General features: G+C 69.1%; 13 protein-coding genes. 8 read left to right on the plus strand and 5 right to left on the minus strand.

The features are described from left to right. The first annotated feature begins 1 nt into the window (after position 1). A complete protein-coding gene (cydD, locus tag ABRP34_RS00850; protein WP_353711895.1) occupies positions 2-3,514 on the plus strand; it encodes a thiol reductant ABC exporter subunit CydD in 3,513 nt (1,170 codons plus the stop codon). Here the strand turns inward: cydD and ABRP34_RS00855 are convergent. Continuing rightward, positions 3,511-3,741, minus strand: coding sequence for a zinc-ribbon domain-containing protein (locus ABRP34_RS00855; RefSeq protein ID WP_043418617.1), 231 nt, complete (start codon positions 3,739-3,741; stop codon positions 3,511-3,513). The genes cydD and ABRP34_RS00855 overlap by 4 nt on opposite strands. A 161-nt stretch (positions 3,742-3,902) precedes the next feature. Here ABRP34_RS00855 and ABRP34_RS00860 point away from each other — a divergent pair, with 161 nt between their 5' ends. Beyond that, positions 3,903-4,955 (plus strand): GNAT family N-acetyltransferase, encoded by a 1,053-nt coding sequence (locus tag ABRP34_RS00860; protein WP_353711896.1) that lies wholly within the window; start codon positions 3,903-3,905, stop codon positions 4,953-4,955. A 13-nt stretch (positions 4,956-4,968) separates the two neighbouring features. Here ABRP34_RS00860 and ABRP34_RS00865 read toward each other — a convergent pair whose 3' ends face one another. Further along, positions 4,969-5,487: a DinB family protein gene (locus tag ABRP34_RS00865; protein ID WP_003801638.1), complete on the minus strand. Its 519-nt coding sequence runs from the start codon at positions 5,485-5,487 to the stop codon at positions 4,969-4,971. 9 nt (positions 5,488-5,496) lie between these two features. Continuing rightward, the gene (locus ABRP34_RS00870; RefSeq protein ID WP_003801635.1) at positions 5,497-8,013 is read right to left on the minus strand and encodes a DNA topoisomerase IV subunit A; all 2,517 of its coding nucleotides are present in this window, start codon (positions 8,011-8,013) and stop codon (positions 5,497-5,499) included. 56 nt (positions 8,014-8,069) lie between these two features. Here ABRP34_RS00870 and ABRP34_RS00875 point away from each other — a divergent pair, with 56 nt between their 5' ends. From ABRP34_RS00875 to ABRP34_RS00890, 4 genes are read left to right on the plus strand one after another with little or no spacing between them, the layout of a single operon-like run. Next, positions 8,070-10,760 carry a GNAT family N-acetyltransferase gene (locus ABRP34_RS00875; protein WP_353711897.1) on the plus strand — a complete coding sequence of 897 codons (2,691 nt, stop codon included), beginning with the start codon at positions 8,070-8,072 and terminating at the stop codon, positions 10,758-10,760. Positions 10,761-10,804: 44 nt separating this feature from the next. After that, the gene (locus tag ABRP34_RS00880; RefSeq protein WP_353711898.1) at positions 10,805-11,545 is read left to right on the plus strand and encodes a DUF5998 family protein; all 741 of its coding nucleotides are present in this window, start codon (positions 10,805-10,807) and stop codon (positions 11,543-11,545) included. Between the two features lies 1 nt (position 11,546). Beyond that, positions 11,547-12,830, plus strand: a complete 1,284-nt coding sequence (locus ABRP34_RS00885) for a nucleotide pyrophosphatase/phosphodiesterase family protein (protein WP_353711899.1) — start codon at positions 11,547-11,549, stop codon at positions 12,828-12,830. Further along, positions 12,823-13,596 (plus strand): thymidine kinase, encoded by a 774-nt coding sequence (locus ABRP34_RS00890; RefSeq protein WP_353711900.1) that lies wholly within the window; start codon positions 12,823-12,825, stop codon positions 13,594-13,596. The genes ABRP34_RS00885 and ABRP34_RS00890 overlap by 8 nt, the downstream gene beginning before the upstream one ends. A 3-nt stretch (positions 13,597-13,599) precedes the next feature. Here the strand turns inward: ABRP34_RS00890 and sepH are convergent, their stop codons facing one another. Next, positions 13,600-15,129, minus strand: coding sequence for a septation protein SepH (gene sepH, locus ABRP34_RS00895; RefSeq protein ID WP_353711901.1), 1,530 nt, complete (start codon positions 15,127-15,129; stop codon positions 13,600-13,602). 259 nt (positions 15,130-15,388) lie between these two features. On the opposite strand from sepH, the gene ABRP34_RS00900 reads away from it, so the two are divergent. Next, the gene (locus ABRP34_RS00900) at positions 15,389-15,688 is read left to right on the plus strand and encodes a DUF4193 domain-containing protein (protein WP_043418614.1); all 300 of its coding nucleotides are present in this window, start codon (positions 15,389-15,391) and stop codon (positions 15,686-15,688) included. Between the two features lie 48 nt (positions 15,689-15,736). On the opposite strand, the gene ABRP34_RS00905 is transcribed toward ABRP34_RS00900, so the two are convergent. Further along, the gene (locus ABRP34_RS00905; protein WP_003801620.1) at positions 15,737-16,225 is read right to left on the minus strand and encodes a DUF3093 domain-containing protein; all 489 of its coding nucleotides are present in this window, start codon (positions 16,223-16,225) and stop codon (positions 15,737-15,739) included. 59 nt (positions 16,226-16,284) lie between these two features. Between ABRP34_RS00905 and dut the strand changes: the two genes are divergently transcribed. Beyond that, complete coding sequence (gene dut / locus ABRP34_RS00910) at positions 16,285-16,848, plus strand: dUTP diphosphatase (protein WP_353711902.1); 564 nt, start codon at positions 16,285-16,287, stop codon at positions 16,846-16,848. Positions 16,849-16,914: the final 66 nt, after the last annotated feature.

Raw genomic sequence — 16,914 nt, forward strand, 5'->3', positions numbered from 1 at the left:
TTTGAAACCCCAATTCCCGTCCGGACCCTCCACCCGCCGCGCCCTTTACGGACTTGGCCTGCTCGCTGCGCTGAAGGCCCTGTCCCTTGTCCTGATGGGGCAGGCTGTCGCATCCGTGCTCGCAGGCCTCATGACCCACGACGCCGCGTGGGGTGACCAGCTGGGCTGGGGAGCAGCCGGCGTGGTGCTGCGGTCCGTCACGGTCTGGGCGCAGGGCGTCGCCGCGAGACGCGCCGCCCTGGGCGTCAAGGAGGAGCTGCGGGCGCAACTCCTGGAGACGGCACTGCGCAACGGAGTCCGGGCCGCCGGCCCGTCCGACGGCGGCCTGGCCGTGCTTGCGACGCGCGGCCTGGATGCCCTGGACAGCTACTACACGCAGTACCTCCCCGCGCTGGTGAACTGCGCGGCCATCCCGCTGCTGCTCGGCGCCCGGATCCTTTTCGCCGACTGGGTCAGCGCCGTGGTGATCGTGCTGACGGTGCCCCTGGTCCCCGTGTTCATGGTGCTGATCGGCCGCTACACCGAGGATAGGGTGCGGGAGGCCCAGGCTGCCCTGTCCCGGCTGTCCGGGCACATGCTCGAACTCGCCAAGGGGCTGCCGGTGCTGGTGGGGCTCGGCCGGGCCGCTGCCCAGCGCCGCGCCCTGGAGGACATTTCCGAAGACTACCGGCAGCGGACCATGGGGACCCTGCGGACGGCGTTCCTCTCCGCGCTCGCCCTGGAACTGATCGCCACCATTTCCGTAGCGGTGGTGGCGGTGTTCATCGGCGTCCGGCTCGTCCACGGCGACATGGCGCTGGAAGCCGGGCTGCTGGCGCTCATCCTCGCTCCAGACTGCTACCTTCCGCTCCGCGAGCTGGGAACCGCCCACCACGCCAGCGACGACGGCCGGGCAGCGCTCGCCGAAACCACGGCGGTGCTGGAGGCCCCGGAGCCCCGGCGGCTCGTGCCGGGGCCGGCCCCGGTGGACGAGCCTGCCGGTGCGGCGACGTCCGGTGCGGATGGGCCGGCGGGCCCGACAGTCCGGGATCTCACGGTCAGTTATCCGGGACGGCAGGGGCCCGCCGTCGGGCCAGTCAGTTTTTCGGCGCCCGCCGGACTGGTCACCGCGCTCGACGGTCCCAGCGGCGCGGGCAAGAGCACCGTGCTGGGCGTTCTCGCGGGAACGGTCGGAACCGGCGGCGGCACAGCAGTGTCCGGAACTGTCGGAGGATTCGCGGCCGGCGACGTGGCCTGGGTGCCGCAGCATCCCGTGATGGTGGCGGACACCGTGCGCGAGGAGGTGCTGCTGTACCTGACGGCGGGCACGGCAACAGCCGGCAAGCCAGCAGCCGGGTCAGCCGTCCGCGGGGAAGCAGACTCCGGGGGAGTGCTGCGGTGCCTGGCCGCTGTCGGCGCGGACCACCTGGCGGACAAGCATCCGGCCGAACTGAGTCCGGGGGAGCTGCGCCGCATTGCCCTTGCCCGGGGCCTGGCCCGCATCGAGGCAGGCGCCACAGTATTGCTCCTGGACGAGCCCACAGCGCACCTCGACCGGGACTCGGCCAACCGTGTCCATGATGCGATCCGTGCGCTGCGCGGCCGCGCCACCGTCATTCTGGTGGCTCATGACCGCCAGACGAGGGAACTCGCCGACAGGATCGTGCCGCTGTCCGGCCACGGAGCTGCGCCCACTCTTGAAACGTCGCCCCTTGCTCCGGCTGAGGCCACTGCCCAGGTTTCGGCCGGCGCCGGCCACCGCAGTGCGTCGGCCGAGGGCGAGGGCGCCGCCTCTGCGGTGGCCGGCAGCGGGGCAGGCGGCGTCCCGGCCGCCAACGCGCGAGCCAGTTCCCCCCGCACCGCCGCGATGCTCACCAGGCTGCTCGCGCCCGTCCGTGGACGCTTCGCAGCATCCGGCATCGTCGGGGCCCTGGCCGCCCTTTTCGCCGTCGCGCTTTCAGGGCTTTCCGGCTGGCTCATCCTGCGCGCCAGTGAGCAGCCGCCCATCCTGTACCTCCTGACCGCCATTGTGGGTGTCCGCTTCTTCGGCATCGGCCGCGCTGTTCTGCGCTACTGCGAGCGGCTCCTCCTGCACGACGCCGTGTTCGCGTCCCTGACGAAGCTGCGCGGCGGCCTCTGGGCGTCCCTCAGCCAGCGGGCACTGTCCCTGCGCCGGCTGCTGCAGGGCGGCAACGTGCTGGGCGCCGTCATCGAGGACGTCGACACCGTCCGGGACCTGCTCCCGCGGGTGGTGCTGCCGCCGATTATTGCCGTGGCGGTGGCAGCAGCCGCCTCCGGTACGGTGGCTTGGCTGATTCCGGCGGCCCTGCCGGCCGTGCTCGCCGCCGCGCTGGTGAGCCTGGTGGCTGCGCCCGCCGCGTCATTGTTCGCGGACCGGATGTCTGCCAAGGCCGAGCAGCGGCTGCGCTCCGGGGTCCTCCGGCGGGTCGCTGCCGCGCTGGACGCCAGGGCGGAACTGCACGCGAATGCCGCGACGCAGCCGGTTCTGGCCGGTATCAGTGCGCTGGACCGGGACGCCACCGGCGCGGCACGCAGGTCGGCCTGGGCTGAAGGACTCGGCCAGGCCCTCACCGTGGCCGCGTGCGGCGCGGGCGCGCTCTACAGCGCCGTGCTGGCGGCGCCCGAGGTGCTGGCCGGTTCCCTTCCGGCGACCGCGGTCGGCGTCGTGGTTCTCCTGCTGTTGGCGCTCGCCGAACCGTTTGGGGCCATGACGACGGCGGTCCGGCAGTTTCCGGCGCTGCGTGCGGTCCTGCGCCGCATCGGTGAGTCGGGCGTCCTGCAGCCGGGAGAACCCAGCGTTAATCGGAAAAACATTCGGCCGGTTCCCCGCGGGCTGGGGCAGCCGGGCGTCGATCTGGAGGGCTTGTCGGCCGCGTGGCCAGGCGGCGGTGCTGTCTTCAGTGGCGTGTCTGCCGTGGCTGAGCCCGGCCGTTGGCTGGCGGTGACCGGCCCGTCCGGCGCCGGCAAGTCCACGCTGCTGGCGGTGATGCTGGGCTTCCTCCCTGCCCGGGCAGGCCGCATCGCGGTGACCGGCACCGCGGCGTGGTGCCCGCAGGAGGCGCACCTCTTCGACTCCACCGTCCGCGGGAACCTGCTGCTCGGCAGCCCGCGGCAGGAGTCGGGCATGGGGTCTGGGAAGGAGACCGAACAGGCGATGCGGGAAGCATTGGCAGCGGTTGGCCTGGCGCCCCTGCTGGCGCGTCTGGAAGACGGCATGGAGACCCGCATTGGCCCGGGCGGAGCATTCCTCAGCGGTGGCGAACGGCAGCGGCTCGCGGTGGCGCGTACCCTCATGACGCAGGCCGACGTGATCCTCCTGGACGAGCCTACCGCGCACCTCGATGCCGAATCCGGACGGGCGCTGATCGCGGACCTGCGTGCCGGACTTGCGTCGCGCACCGTGGTACTGGTGACCCACAACCCTGCCGACATCAGCCCCGACGACGCGCTCCTGGACCTTCGCGCCGAAAACCGGCTCGCCGGCGCCGCGGTGATGGCATCGGGGCGGGGTTAGCCCACCAGCGCTTGTTTCTGTCGGCCGTTGACCACCGAGGTGGCGCCGCAGTTGGAGCAGGTGATCCGGTAGGAGCGTGAGGTCGTGAAAACCGGAATGAAGAACAGCGTGAACTTGGTGGCCCGCTCCTCAAGGTGCTGGTGCGCGAACACCCGGCAGTACTGGCAGGCCGCCGACCGGCCGGGCAGCAGCTTCTGAACAGTCTTGAATCCGAAGAGTAGAAGCATTCTGCGCCTTTCAGGGAAAGCTGGCCGCTATTGCCCCAGCCGGTGATTGCCCCAGCCTACGGGTTGCCGCCCCGCAGCGCAGTACCAGTGCAGCGTGAGGAACAGCGAGCGCAGAGGCGGCATGATGGCGCGGCCAGTGGCCGGCGGCTAGCCTGTTTCCCATGACGCACAACGACGCCCCCGGCCTGCCCGCCGCCGGCTCCGGTGACCTTCCCGCCGTCGGCTTCCCGGAACTGCACTGGCGCAGCGCCGGCCCCGCGGATCTGGATGCCTGGGCTGAGCTGATCGCCCGGACCGCGGCTGCCGAGCAGCCTGTGTGGTTTGAACGGCGGGCGGACCTGGAACAGATCATGGAGTCCCAAAACAACCCGGTGGGTCCAAACACAGTGCTTGGCCTGGACTCCGGCGGTGTTCCCAGGGCCTATGCCCGCCTGACCAAAAACAAGGACGGGGCCAAAGCCCATGGATTCTGTGCCGTGGACCCCAAGTGGCAGCGCCGCGGCGTCGGGTCAGCCCTTCTGTCCTGGCTGGAGGCGCGGACCAGGCAGCGGTTCGCGGAGGATTCCGGTGCAAATGTTGCCGGTGCGGGCGGTGCAGGGCCAGTACCGCGGCTGCGGATTTTCATCGAACAGAAGCAGCAGCACCAGTGCGCTCTCCTGGAGGAGTCCGGGTATGAGGTGGTCCGCTACTACAACGAGATGCACCGCCCGCTCTCGGCTCCGCTGCCCGAAGCGCCACTGGACCACGGCCTGAAGCTGGTGCCGATGGAACCAGGGCTGAGCGAAGCCGTGCGCCTGGCGCACAACCAGGTCTTCGCCGACCACTGGGGAAGCGAACCGCGGGACGAGGAGTCATGGGGCTTCGTGGTCAACGACCCCCTGGCCCGGCCCGATCTCAGCGCGGTCGTGCTGGCGAGTAGCACGAGTGAGGTGGTTGGCTACCAGCTGGCCAGCCACGACCCGGAGACCGCCGTGGCACGCGGGTTCACCGAGGGCTACACGGACCTGCTGGGTGTCCGCCGGGAATTCCGCGGGCGCGGCGTCGCGCAGGCACTCCTGGCCGATGCCATGCGGCGGTTCGCCGCCGCGGGCATGGACAAGGCGTCGCTGGATGTGGATTCCGAGAACCCCACTGGCGCCATGGCGCTGTACCGCAAGATGGGCTACGCCCCGGTTAACACAAGCCTGGCCTGGGACAAGGTCCTGCAGCCCTGAACGAAAGCGCCGGTCAGCCGTCCACGTCCGCAAGGTGATGGACGACGTCGTGCAGGAAATACTGCGCGAGCGTCAGGACAGTGAACTCCGAGCCGTTGCTGCGCAGCCCGGTCCGGTCCCACTGCGACTCCTGCACCCTGGCGAAGGAGGCCGCCACCTGCTGGCCCTCCGCAGTGAGCTCGGCGCTCACCACGGCGGGGTCGGCGTTCGCGTAGTCGCTCTCCAGTGCCGTCTTGTCCTGGTCCCAGTTCTGAAACCGCGCGTTGTCATCGGTGAGCATCAGGTTGAGGCGGCGGTCGAAGAGGTTGAACACGTCCCTGACATGGCAGGCGTACTCCAGCGCGGACCACGTGCTGTCGTCCGGCCGCTCGGTGGCGTCCGGCCGCCGGAGCACGGCCCGCCAGCGCGGCAGCATGTTCTCGACGCTGCCGGGAACCGTGGACGGCGTGACGGTGGACGCGTCGAAGCCGCACTGCGTGCAGGGGCGGGACAGGACCCAGGTCCAGTCCTTTTCATCCGGGACGATAGGCATGGCAGTAGTCTAGGCGGATTCCGGCCAGGCCATGCTCGGGCCGATGACGTCCACCGCCTGTGAGAGCGGAATGCCCGAACCATCGCGCCGGCCGTGCTCCTGGGGCAGCGAGCGGGCCACCCCTGCCGACGACGACGCCTTCGCCGGGCCGTGGCCGGCCCACGCCAGCAGCAGCGTGTCCTCACCCTTCAGGAACCGGTGCGCCCGGACGCCGGCGGTGGCGCGGCCCTTGGCCGGGTATTCGGCAAAGGCCGTCACCTTGGCGGCCCCGGGGGCGGTGCCCGGCAGGGCACCTTCCGTACCGGAAATGGTGACGACGACGGCGGATTCGTCGCCGGGGGCGACCGCACCGAAGAACACCACCTGATCCCCGGCGGCGAGCTTGATGCCGGCCATGCCCCCGGCCGTCCTGCCCTGCGGGCGGACGACGGCGGCGCTGAACCGCAGCAGCTGTGCCTGCCGCGTCAGGAACACCAGGTCGGTATCGTCGGATCCTGCCGGGGCCACGCCCACCACGGTGTCCTTGTCCTTCAGCGTGATCACTTCCCAGTCCTCGCGGTTCAGGGGGTAATCCGGCTGCACCCGCTTCACGATGCCCTGCGCCGTGCCGAGCGCCAGCACTTCATCGAGCGGGGCGAATGCCACAAGGGACTCACCCTTCAGGAGGGTGATGAAGTCCTTGGCCGGAACGCCGCCGGCCAGGTTCGGCAGGCCGGAGACCGGGGGGAGGACGGGCATGTCCATCACCTGGATCCGGAGCATGCGCCCCTGGGAGGTGATTGCGGCGATCTCGCCCCGGGCCGATGTCTTGACCACCGAGCGGAACACGTCGTGCTTGGAGCGGGGGCCGGTCTCGGCCAGGCTGTCCTGGTTGGCGGTCCGGGCGATCTGGCCGGAGGCCGTGAGGATGGCCCAGCACGGGTCGTCCGCAATCTCGAGGGCCAGGGGAGCGGGCTTGCCCTTGACGCCCGCCTTGCTCTCGACCCCGGCGGCGCTGGCCACCGTGGGGGACACGGCCTCGGATTCCAGGAGCACCGTACGCCGCGGTGTTCCGTACTTTTCCGCGATCTCCCCGAGTTCGCCGGACACCAGTTCCCGCAGCAGCTGATCGGACTCGAGGATGGCCTCCAGTTCGGCGATCTCCTTGCGAAGTTCGTCCTGCTCCTTCTCCAGTTCGATCCTGCTGTACTTGGTCAGCTGGCGGAGCCGGAGCTCGAGGATGTAGTTGGCCTGGATCTCGGAGAGGTCGTAGATGGACATCAGCCGTTCGCGGGCCGCGGAGGCCTCGTCCGAGGACCGGATGATCTGGATGACTTCGTCGATGTCCACGATGGCGATGAGCAGGCCCTCCACCAGGTGGAGGCGGTCCTTTTTCTTGCCGAGCCGGAACACCGTCCGGCGCCGCACCACCGAGATGCGGTGGTCCACGTACACGGTGAGCAGCTGCAGCAGGCCCAGCGTCTGCGGCTGCCCCTCCACGAGGGTGACGTTGTTGATGCCGAAGGAGTCCTCCATCGGCGAGTAGCGGTAGAGCTGCTGGAGAACCGCGTTGGGGTTGAAACCGTTCTTCAGCTCGATGACGAGCCGCAGGCCGTGCTTGCGGTCGGTCAGGTCCACGACGTCGCTGATACCTGCCAGCTTCTTGCCGTTGACCGCGTCCTTGATCTTCTCGATCACCTTTTCCGGACCCACCATGTACGGCAGTTCTGTGACTACGAGGCCCGTCCGGCGTGCCGAGAGCTGCTCCACCTCCACCTTGGCGCGGGTCTTGAAGGAGCCGCGGCCCGTGGCGTAAGCGTCCCGGATGCCGTCCAGGCCCACGATGCGCCCGCCCGTGGGCAGGTCGGGGCCGGGGACGAACCGCATGATGTCTTCCAGCGTGGCGTCCGGGTTGGCGATGAGGTGCCGGGCCGCGGAGATGACCTCCACGAGGTTGTGCGGCGCCATGTTCGTGGCCATGCCGACGGCGATGCCGGTGGTGCCGTTGACCAGCAGGTTGGGGAACGCTGCGGGCAGGACCTCCGGCTGGGTGAGCTGGTTGTCGTAATTGGGGACGAAGTCCACCACGTCTTCGTCGAGGTGGTCCGTCATGGTGAGCGCTGCCGCCGCCAGCCGGGCCTCGGTGTACCGCGGTGCCGCGGGGCCGTCGTCGAGCGAGCCGAAGTTCCCATGGCCGTCGATCAGGGGGAGCCGGAGCGAGAAGTCCTGGGCCATGCGCACCATGGCGTCGTAGATGGCGGTGTCGCCGTGCGGGTGGAGCTTGCCCATGACCTCACCCACGACGCGGGCGCTCTTGACGTGGCCGCGGTCGGGACGGAGGCCCATGTCGCTCATCATGTAGAGGATGCGCCGCTGGACGGGCTTAAGGCCGTCCCGGGCGTCGGGCAGGGCCCGGGAGTAGATGACCGAGTACGCGTACTCCAGGAAGGAGCCTTCCATCTCGGAAGTCACGTCGATATCAACGATGTTTTCGGTGTAGTCCTGGACTGTTTCCCCTGCGGGGGTGCGTGTTTGGCGGCGTGCCATGGGGCTGGTGGATCCTTTTTGGGGTGCACTTCGGGAGGTTTAGCTAGGCTAAGCCTATGGTGGATCAGCCCGGGGACGGCGAATATCCGGAATATTGGGAGGCCGATGTCGTTCTGAGGGACGGCGGCACAGCGCATTTGCGCCCCATCCACCCCACCGACGCGGACGCCGTGCAGACCTTCCACACGCGGCAGTCGCAGAACTCCATCTACATGCGGTTCTTCGCCTTCAAGGAGCGGCTCTCCAGCCGCGAACTCAAGCGCTTCACCGAGGTGGACTACCGGGACCGGGTGGCCTTCGTGATCACCATCGGCGGGGACATCATCGGCATCGGCCGGTACGACCGGCTGGACGACCCCGCGGAGGCCGAGGTGGCCTTCAACATCGCCGACGCGCACCAGGGCCGGGGCATCGGCTCGATCCTGCTGGAGCACCTCGCGGCGGCGGCCCGCGAAAACGGGATCCGCCGGTTCAGTGCCGAGGTCCTGCCCGAGAACCGCAAGATGCTCATGGTCTTCTCCGACGCCGGGTATGACGTCAAGCGCCATTTCGACGATGGCGTGGTGAGCCTCGAGTTCAACATCGACCCCACGGATAAATCGCGCGCGGTGATGGAAGCCCGGGAGCACCGCGCGGAGGCGAGAAGCGTGCAGGACCTGCTGGCGCCGTCGTCGGTAGCGGTGATCGGTGCGAGCCGCAGGTGGGGGACCGTGGGGTACCAGCTCCTGGAACACATCATCGAAGGCGGTTTTACCGGTCCCGTCTACGCCATCAACCCCGAAGCGTTTGAACTGGCCGGAATGCTGTCCTTCGGCAAGCTCTCGGAGGTGCCCGGGCCGGTGCAGCTGGCCATTGTGGCGGTGCCCTACGAGGAAGTCCCCAAGGTGGTGGATGAGTGCGCCGCCGCCGGCGTGAAGGGGGTCCTGGTGGCCTCCGCGGGATTCACCGAGGACGGGGAGCGGGGCCTCGCCCGGCAGCGGGAGCTGGTGCGGCAGGCGCGGGCCAACGGGATGCGGGTCATCGGACCGGCCTCGCTGGGCATCGTGAATACCAACCCAGCGGTGTCGCTGAACGCCTCCATGGCACCAAGCCTGGCCCGCGGCGGTGGTCTGGGGCTGTTCAGCCAGTCCGCGGCGATCGGGGTGGCGCTGTACGCGGCGTCCAGCCGGCGCCGCGCCGGCATCTCCACCTTCCTGTCGGCCGGAAACCGGGCCGATGTGTCCGGCAACGACATGATGCAGTTCTGGGAGGACGACGCCGACACCACCGCAGTGGGCCTGTATCTGGAGTCGATCGGCAACCCGCGCAAGTTCTCCCGTATCGCCCGCCGGCTCGCGCGGACCAAGCCGGTAATCGTGGCCAAGTCCACGTCCATGGGGCTGCAGCTGCCGCCGGGCCATGCGGTGCGCACCACGCAGGCTCCCGCCGATGCGCTGGACTCGATGATGCGCCAGTCCGGGGTGATCCGGGTGGAGACCATCGAACAGCTTATGGACGTGGCACAGATCGTGTCTGCCCAGCCGCTGCCCAAGGGTGCCGGGGTGGCGGTCTTCAGCAACTCCGGGGCGCTGGGGAAAGTCGTGGCGGACAGCGCCGTATCCCACGGCCTCGGCGTCGAGGAGCTCGTGACGGAGCTGGATCTGGACGCCGGCATGTCCCGTGCCCTGCCGGCCCTGCGTGAACGGCTCCGCGGGGTGCTGGCCAACGAGGCGGTCCACGCGGGCGTAGTGGCCTTCCTTCCGGCCCGCGGGCTGACTGTGGAGAAGATTGCCGGGGCGCTCGCAGAAGCCTCCGCCGAGGCCGGAAAACCGGTGGTGGCTGCTTTCACCGGCATCCTCGATCCATCGGTGTACGTGGAAGGCATGGTGGGGGAGGGCGCCGGCGCAGCGCCGGTGCCGTGCTACTCGAATCCCGGGGCGGCCGTGGCCGCCCTCTCCGCCGTTGTGCGCTATGCCGAATGGGCGGAACGGGACCAGGGCCTCTTTGTGGATCCCGACGGGTGCGATCCGGATGCAGCGCACGCCGACCTCGAACGGCTGCTGGCCGATGTCCGCGGCGAGCAGCTCAAGCAACTCGAGCCTGCGGACGCCGCGCGCCTGCTGGCGCATTACGGGATCAGGGTGATGCCCTCGGAAGGCTTCGATACGGAGGATGAAGCCGTGGCGGCGGCCGGCAGGCTCGGCTGGCCCGTGGCACTGAAGACCACCGATCCGACGCTGCGCCACCGCCTTGACCTGGGCGGGGTGCGGCTGGACATCCAGGACGCGGAGTCCCTCCGGCTGAACATCCGCCAGATGCGCCGGGCGCTGGAGCCCTACGGCCTGGCATCGCTGGAGGTCCAGACCATGGCCCCGGTGGGCCAGGCCTGCACCCTGCGCGCCATCGAGGACCCTTTGCTGGGGCCGGTGGTGTCCTTCGGGCTGGCCGGCGACGCCGTCAACCTGCTGGAGGACTGGGCGCACCGGGCGCCGCCGCTGTCCGGCGCCGACCTCCGCGACCTGATCCGCAGCCCCCGCGCGTCACGGAAGCTGTTCGGCTACCAGGGTCTGCCCGCCGTCGACGTCTCCGCTTTGGAGGAGGTGGCGGCGCGGCTGGCACGGCTCAAGGATGCGCACCCGGAGATAGCCCTGGTGGAGTTCAACCCGGTCCTGGCCACGCCGCAGGGGGCGTTCATCCTGGCTGCCGACGTCCGGATCGGGAACGCGGCGCAGCGCACTGACAGCGCGCGGCGGGCGATGCGGAGCTAGTCCCCTGGTTAGCATGTGCCACACCGATCTGTGAAAATGGGGAAATGAGCTCCCAGCCTCCCACCTCGAAGCCTCAAGCGCCCGACCACAGCCCGCAGGCTTTCCAGCACAGCTCACACAACCACAGTGTGCAAGGCCAGAGCCTCGACGGCGCCCTGCAGCAGGCGGGTTTTTACCCGCTGCTCGTAGCCGACGTCGTGGATGACGCCCTGGACGGCCGGGACTGCCTCGCGCACCTGGTCCACCTCGAGACCCACTTCGACCGCGCCGAGGTCCGCCGGCACATCACCGTCCTGGTCCTCACCGAGGACATGCTGGTGATCACCCACGTGGACGACCAGCAGCTCGACGAGGCGGGCGAACAGATCGTGGCGCAGATTTCCACCGAATCCGTCCCGGTGTCGCAGATCCGCTCGGTGGTACTGAGCTACATGTACGCCCAGCCGCAGAACTACAAGCCTTCGGACCCGGTCCGCGAGGTCACCCTGTCCATCGCCTGGTCCGGCGGCCAGCGCCTTGATGTGGGTCCGGCCAGCTGCGGAGACCCGCAGTGCGAAGCTGACCATGGCTACAGCGGCACCATCGCCCAGGAAGATATCGTCCTGCGCATCAGCGCCGAGGCGGACGGCCTGCAGGCGGTCCAGGATGCCAAGCTTTTTGCCCGTGCCCTGCGCGCGGTAAACACCGGATCCCCCACCCCGGTGCGGCACACGCCGTCCGCAACCCACCCGCGTCCCCGCATGGGAGTTTTTGCCAACCGGCTCAGCCGCGGGCACAAGCGCTGAGATGCGGGAGCAGGAAAACCAGGCTTCAGGCTCCGCACCACGAACCACGGAACCCGGTCCTGCCGTAAGCGGGTTGCCGGGGGCACCGGCCTATGGCCGCCGCTCCGTGGCCGAGGTGCTGGGCAGCGCAGCAGCCAGCCTGGGTGTACCGGGCTTCGAGAACGTGCTGGGCCTCCCGCAGGCCAAGCGCGTGTGCGTGGTCCTCGCCGACGGGCTGGGCCGCAGCCTGCTTAAGCAGAAGACCGCGCACACTCCCTTCCTCCGGGGCATCCTGCAGCAAGGCCAGGGGGCGGTCCCCGTCTGGCTGGATGCCGCCTTCCCCTCCACGACTGCAGCCTCCCTCGCCAGCCTCGGCACCGGACTCGCGCCCGGCCAGCACGGACTGGTGGGCTATGACGTCCTGGACCCGGCACAGGACAAAGTGGTCAACATGCTGGGCAACTGGGATGCCGCCGTGGACCCGCAGAAGTGGCAGCCGTTCCCCACCGTCTTCGAACGTGCCTCCGAACACGTGGCGGTCACCACCGTCAGCCTGCCGCAGTTCGGCGGCTCGCCCATGACCCAGGCGGCGCTGCGCGGCGGAACGTTCGTCTCCGGCACCACCTCGCACGCCCGCACGGCGGCGGCAGCCGAGGCGATGGCTGACGCGGAGTCCGCCCTCATGTACTTTTACGTGAACGACCTGGACAAGGCCGGCCACCGGTACGGCGCGCAGTCGCCGCAGTGGGAGCACCAGCTCGAGGAGCTGGACGCCACGGTCAAGCGCCTTGATGCGTCACTCCCGCCCGGAACCACAGTCCTGGTGACGGCCGACCACGGCATGCTGGACGTTCCTGAGTCACAGCGCCTCGATTACGCCGCCGACGCCGCCCTCGTGGACGGTGTCCGGCACACGGCCGGCGAACCGCGCATGGTCCACCTGTACCTGGAGGACGACGCCGGTGACGCCGCGAAGGAACGGCTCCTGGCGGCCTGGCGTGCCCGCTTCGGCGAGCGGATCTGGGCGTTCAGCCGGGAGGAAGCCGTGGCTGCCGGGCTTTTCGGTACGGTGCGGCCCGAAGTTACAGGACGGTTGGGCGATGTGATGGTGGCAGCCCGGGACGCGCTGGCCTTCTACGACACCCGCCGGGTACGTCCGACGGCCATGGAGGTTGTGGGCCAGCATGGTTCCCTGACCAGGGCCGAACGCGAGGTCCCGCTGCTCAGCTTCCAGGCTTCCGGTAGGACAGCCGCAGGCAAGGCTGTCCGCGGAAGGACGGCAGGCCGCCAGGGATCCCGTGGCTGAGCTCGTCTTCTTCTCCGGAACCATGGACTCCGGCAAGTCCACCCTCGCCCTGCAGATGGACTACAACCACAGCGCCCGCGGCCGCGGCGGGGTGCGGTTCAGCCGCAATGACCGCGCCGGAGACTCCCGGATCTCCAGCCGCCTGGGGCTGCAGGCCGAGGCCGTGGAAGTCGTCGATACCACGGACTTCTGGGACGAGGTGGTGCTCCGCCGCACCCAGGGGATTCGCGTGGACTACCTCATCTGCGACGAGGCACAGTTCTATTCAGCCGCCCAGGTGGAGCAGCTGGCGCGCGTAGTGGACGAGATCGAGGTGGACGTCTTCGCCTTTGGCATCACTGCGGACTTCCGGACCCGCCTCTTCCCGGGTTCGCAGCGCCTGATTGAGCTCGCGGACCGGGTGCAGGTCCTGCAGGTTGAAGCGCTGTGCTGGTGCGGCCGGCGCGCCACCCATAACGCCAGGACGGTCGACGGCGTGATGGTCACCGAAGGCGCCCAGGTGGTGGTCGGCGATGTGGACATGGCCATAGATCCTGCGGCCGGCGATCCCGACGGCGAAAAAGGCCACGTGCCGGTGGTGGGCTACGAAACGCTGTGCCGCCGGCATTTCATGCGCCGGGTGACTGCCCACGGCGCCAGCATCATTGCCCAGCAGGACGAGCTGCTCCCGTTCGAGGTGGACGCCTGCCTGTGGCACGGTGCTGGTGGAAAGGCGGGCGCAATTGGAAAGGCCGGTGCCAGTGTCAGCAAAAGGGCCTGGAGCTAGTACTCAGTCCCCGCGGGTGCCGAAGACGATTTCGTCCCAGCTGGGAACACTTGAGCGCTTCGGCCGGGATGGCTGGCGTTCCGGTTCCTCCTGATCGGCACGGGACGTCCCCTGGCCAGGCTGTGGCCGGGTCCCCTCAAGGCGGCTTCCTTCAAGGCGGCTTCCTTCAAGGCGGCTTCCTTCAAGGCGGCGGCGGGCGTTGCCGCGGCCCAAAAGTTCGTCCAGCCCTGGGTTGGCAGGCGCCGGGCGGCCGGTAACCGGGCCGGGGGACTGCGCCGCCGGTGAGGCGGGATCCTTGGGCTTGGCCGGGCTGGGCTTGGCCGGACCCGGCTGACCCGGCTGACCCGGGACTATGGTGATTTCGCGCGTGTGGGTGCTGACACCGTCGTGAAGCTTCAGCGACTCGTCCTCCGTGTCCTCATGCCTGGGCACCAGGTTGAGCCGGGAAACCATCGAAGGCCTGCCGTCACGGCGCCGGGCCAGCGTGAACTCCGCCGCCGGAGCCTCGGCGGCGCCGTCGCCGTCGTCCTCCTGCGCTTCGGGTTCCGGACCAGGTTCCGCACCGTCATGTGATGCACTCTCGGAATGGGCTGCACTGTCGGAATGCGCTGAATCACCTGCATGTGCCGAGCCCTCCGCCGGCGGTTCGGCCTCCGTGACCGCGGCCGCCTCCTCCGCCCGAGGGTGGGCGGCCGGAACACCGTTTGCCAGCAGCAGCGCCAGGGCGTCGTCGCTGTCCTCGTCCACGCCAAGCCGCTGGCCGCGCCGCGAACGCAGCATGTCCAGCAGGCCGTCAGGGTCTTTCTGCTGCTCTGTGCCTGCACCAATGCCGGTGCGGGCCGCAGCGTCCGCGTCAGTTTCGAAGTCGAAAGGCCTGTCGGACACCGCGGAAAGCCGCCGGGCCGGCACAGGTCCGTCCAGTGGCTCCAGTTCGCTGAGCTGCTGGGCCCAGCGGTTCGCGTTCTGCAGGGATTTCCGGGTGGGGTTGAACGTCCACATCGCGGGAGGTTCCTCGCCAATGCTTGCGTGGCCTCCGGCAGCGGCTTCAAACTTGGCCACCACGGTCCAGGTACCGTCCGGACGGCGCCATGAATCCCATTCCAGCGTGGAGGACTGGATGCCGTGGGCGGTCAGCCGGTGGGCCACCATGTCGCCGAGGGTGGCGGGGTTGTCGCCGAACGCCGAACGGTAGACGTCGTGCCCAGGGGCCGGGGAGGCGACCTCCACCTTCTGGGCCTGCTGCGCGATGTACGCGCGTTCGGCCAGGACCGGCCCTTCATACCGCTCGACCTTTTCCTGCGGCATGCCGGAGGCGGCGGCAACCTCGGCAGCGGTGGAACCGCTGCGGATTTTCGCCTGGATGTCGCGCGGAGACATGGCCACGGGGGTACCCGCGGACGGGCGCGCGGAGGGCCGGCTGGCAGCCAGTCTGAGCGCCTCATTGATCGGCAGCCGGAACATTGCGCCGGCGGTACCGCTTAACAGGAGATGCTCCCCGTCGTCGTGGACGCCTACAAGCCGTAGATCCTGCATACAATCCTCCACCCTGGCATTACTATCATTCGAAACTCTGCCACCCCGCACTGTCTTTTCCCGTTAGGGCAGAGGGCGCGCCGCGAAATTCCGGGAGTTTCGGGCAGCCGGTGGAGGCGCAGGGGAGACGCTGGATGTGGCTATGGCTTTTCCGCCCGGCGTGGAGAAAAATGTGCGCGTACCGGGCACAAATCAGATTCACCCGGCGTTGTCCCGGATGAATCATTCAAGCGATTCGACGGAGTGTGAGCAGCAGGCCATGGCGACTGATTATGATGCGCCGCGGAAGTCCGAAGAGGACCTCAACGAGGACTCGATTGAGGAGCTGAAGACCCGCCGCGCCGATAAACCAACGGCAGTGGTGGAGGAGGACGAGGCCGACCTCGCCGAAGGCTACGAGCTGCCCGGAGCCGACCTGTCCGGCGAGGAGCTCATGGTCCGTGTCATGCCCGCCCAGGCGGACGAGTTCACGTGTGCCTCGTGCTTCCTGGTCCGGCACCGCTCCCAGATCGCCCGCGAAAAGAACGGGCTGCTGTACTGCCGCGACTGTGAAGGCTAGGCGCGGCTGTGAAGGCCAGGCCAGGCCAAGGGTGAAGGCTGACTGAGGCTACTTGCCGGTCAGCGCCGCGACGAGTTCTTCCGGGCGCCGCGTGGAGGTCAGCCAGTACGGCGTGGGGTCCGACGGGTCGGCGATCTCGATCCTGACCACCGGGTCAATCCACCCCCGGATGCAGAGATAGGCCAGGCCGTTCAGGCGCGTGCCGCGCTCCGCCGTCGCCTCCTTGCCGCGGTACGCCGCCGCCGCGCCGATCAGGGTGCGTTCGATGCTGGCCCGGCCCACCTGCAGTGTCCGCGCGGTCACCACCACTGCCGGCGTGGACAGGACCAGCAGCACTGCCTCGATGGCGAACAGCACAGCCGCCGCCGTGAAGCCGGCAGCCGGGCTGATGGGGGCGAAGACCAGGATGCCTGCCGATGCGATGCCCACTGCGACCACCCAGATCCACACGCCGGGCCACAGCTTTTCGGAGAAAATTGCGGTTTCATCCGGTGAAGACGGGTTGCGGGCGGGGACGGCGGCGCTTGATTCGGGCATGCCCCCAAGCTTAGTGGCCAGTATGAGGAGGAGCCGCGCGGGCGATAGAGTGAGGGACTGTGACTGACGAATCAACGGCCATGACATCCCTTGCGCAGCAGGCCCCCGCTGCGCAGCAAGCCCCGGCGACTGACGCGGCGCAGCCGCCCAGGGCGGAGTTCGGAGCACCCACGGTGCAGGTGCAGCTGAAAATGCTCGACGACGGCCTGGAAGCTCCGTCGTACGCCCACCCCGGTGACGCCGGTGCGGACCTGCGGGCCCGCGAGGACGTGGTGCTCGAGCCGGGCGAGCGGCGGCTCGTCCCCACCGGTGTAGCCATCGCCCTGCCGGATGGCTTTGTAGCCCTCATCCACCCCCGCTCGGGCCTCGCCACCAAGCACGGGCTCACGGTCGTGAACGCACCGGGAACCGTCGACGCCGGATACCGGGGGGAGATCTCGGTGACCCTGCTCAACACCGACCGCGACCAGGCCATAGAACTGCGGCGCGGCGATAGAATTGCACAGATGGTGATCCAGCGCGTGGAGCACGCGCAGTTCGTCGCCGTGGGGGAGCTGAACGACTCTGTCCGCGGTGCCGGCGGGTTCGGCTCCACGGGCGGGTTTGCCGTTCCGGGCACGTAGCGGCTCAACACCGGCTGGGCTGCACACCCGCCTCTCGGGGCGCGGCATGATCACAACTAAGGAGAC

Origin of the sequence: Arthrobacter sp. K5 (assembly GCF_040448525.1) — a bacterium.
Lineage (GTDB): Bacteria > Actinomycetota > Actinomycetes > Actinomycetales > Micrococcaceae > Arthrobacter > Arthrobacter globiformis.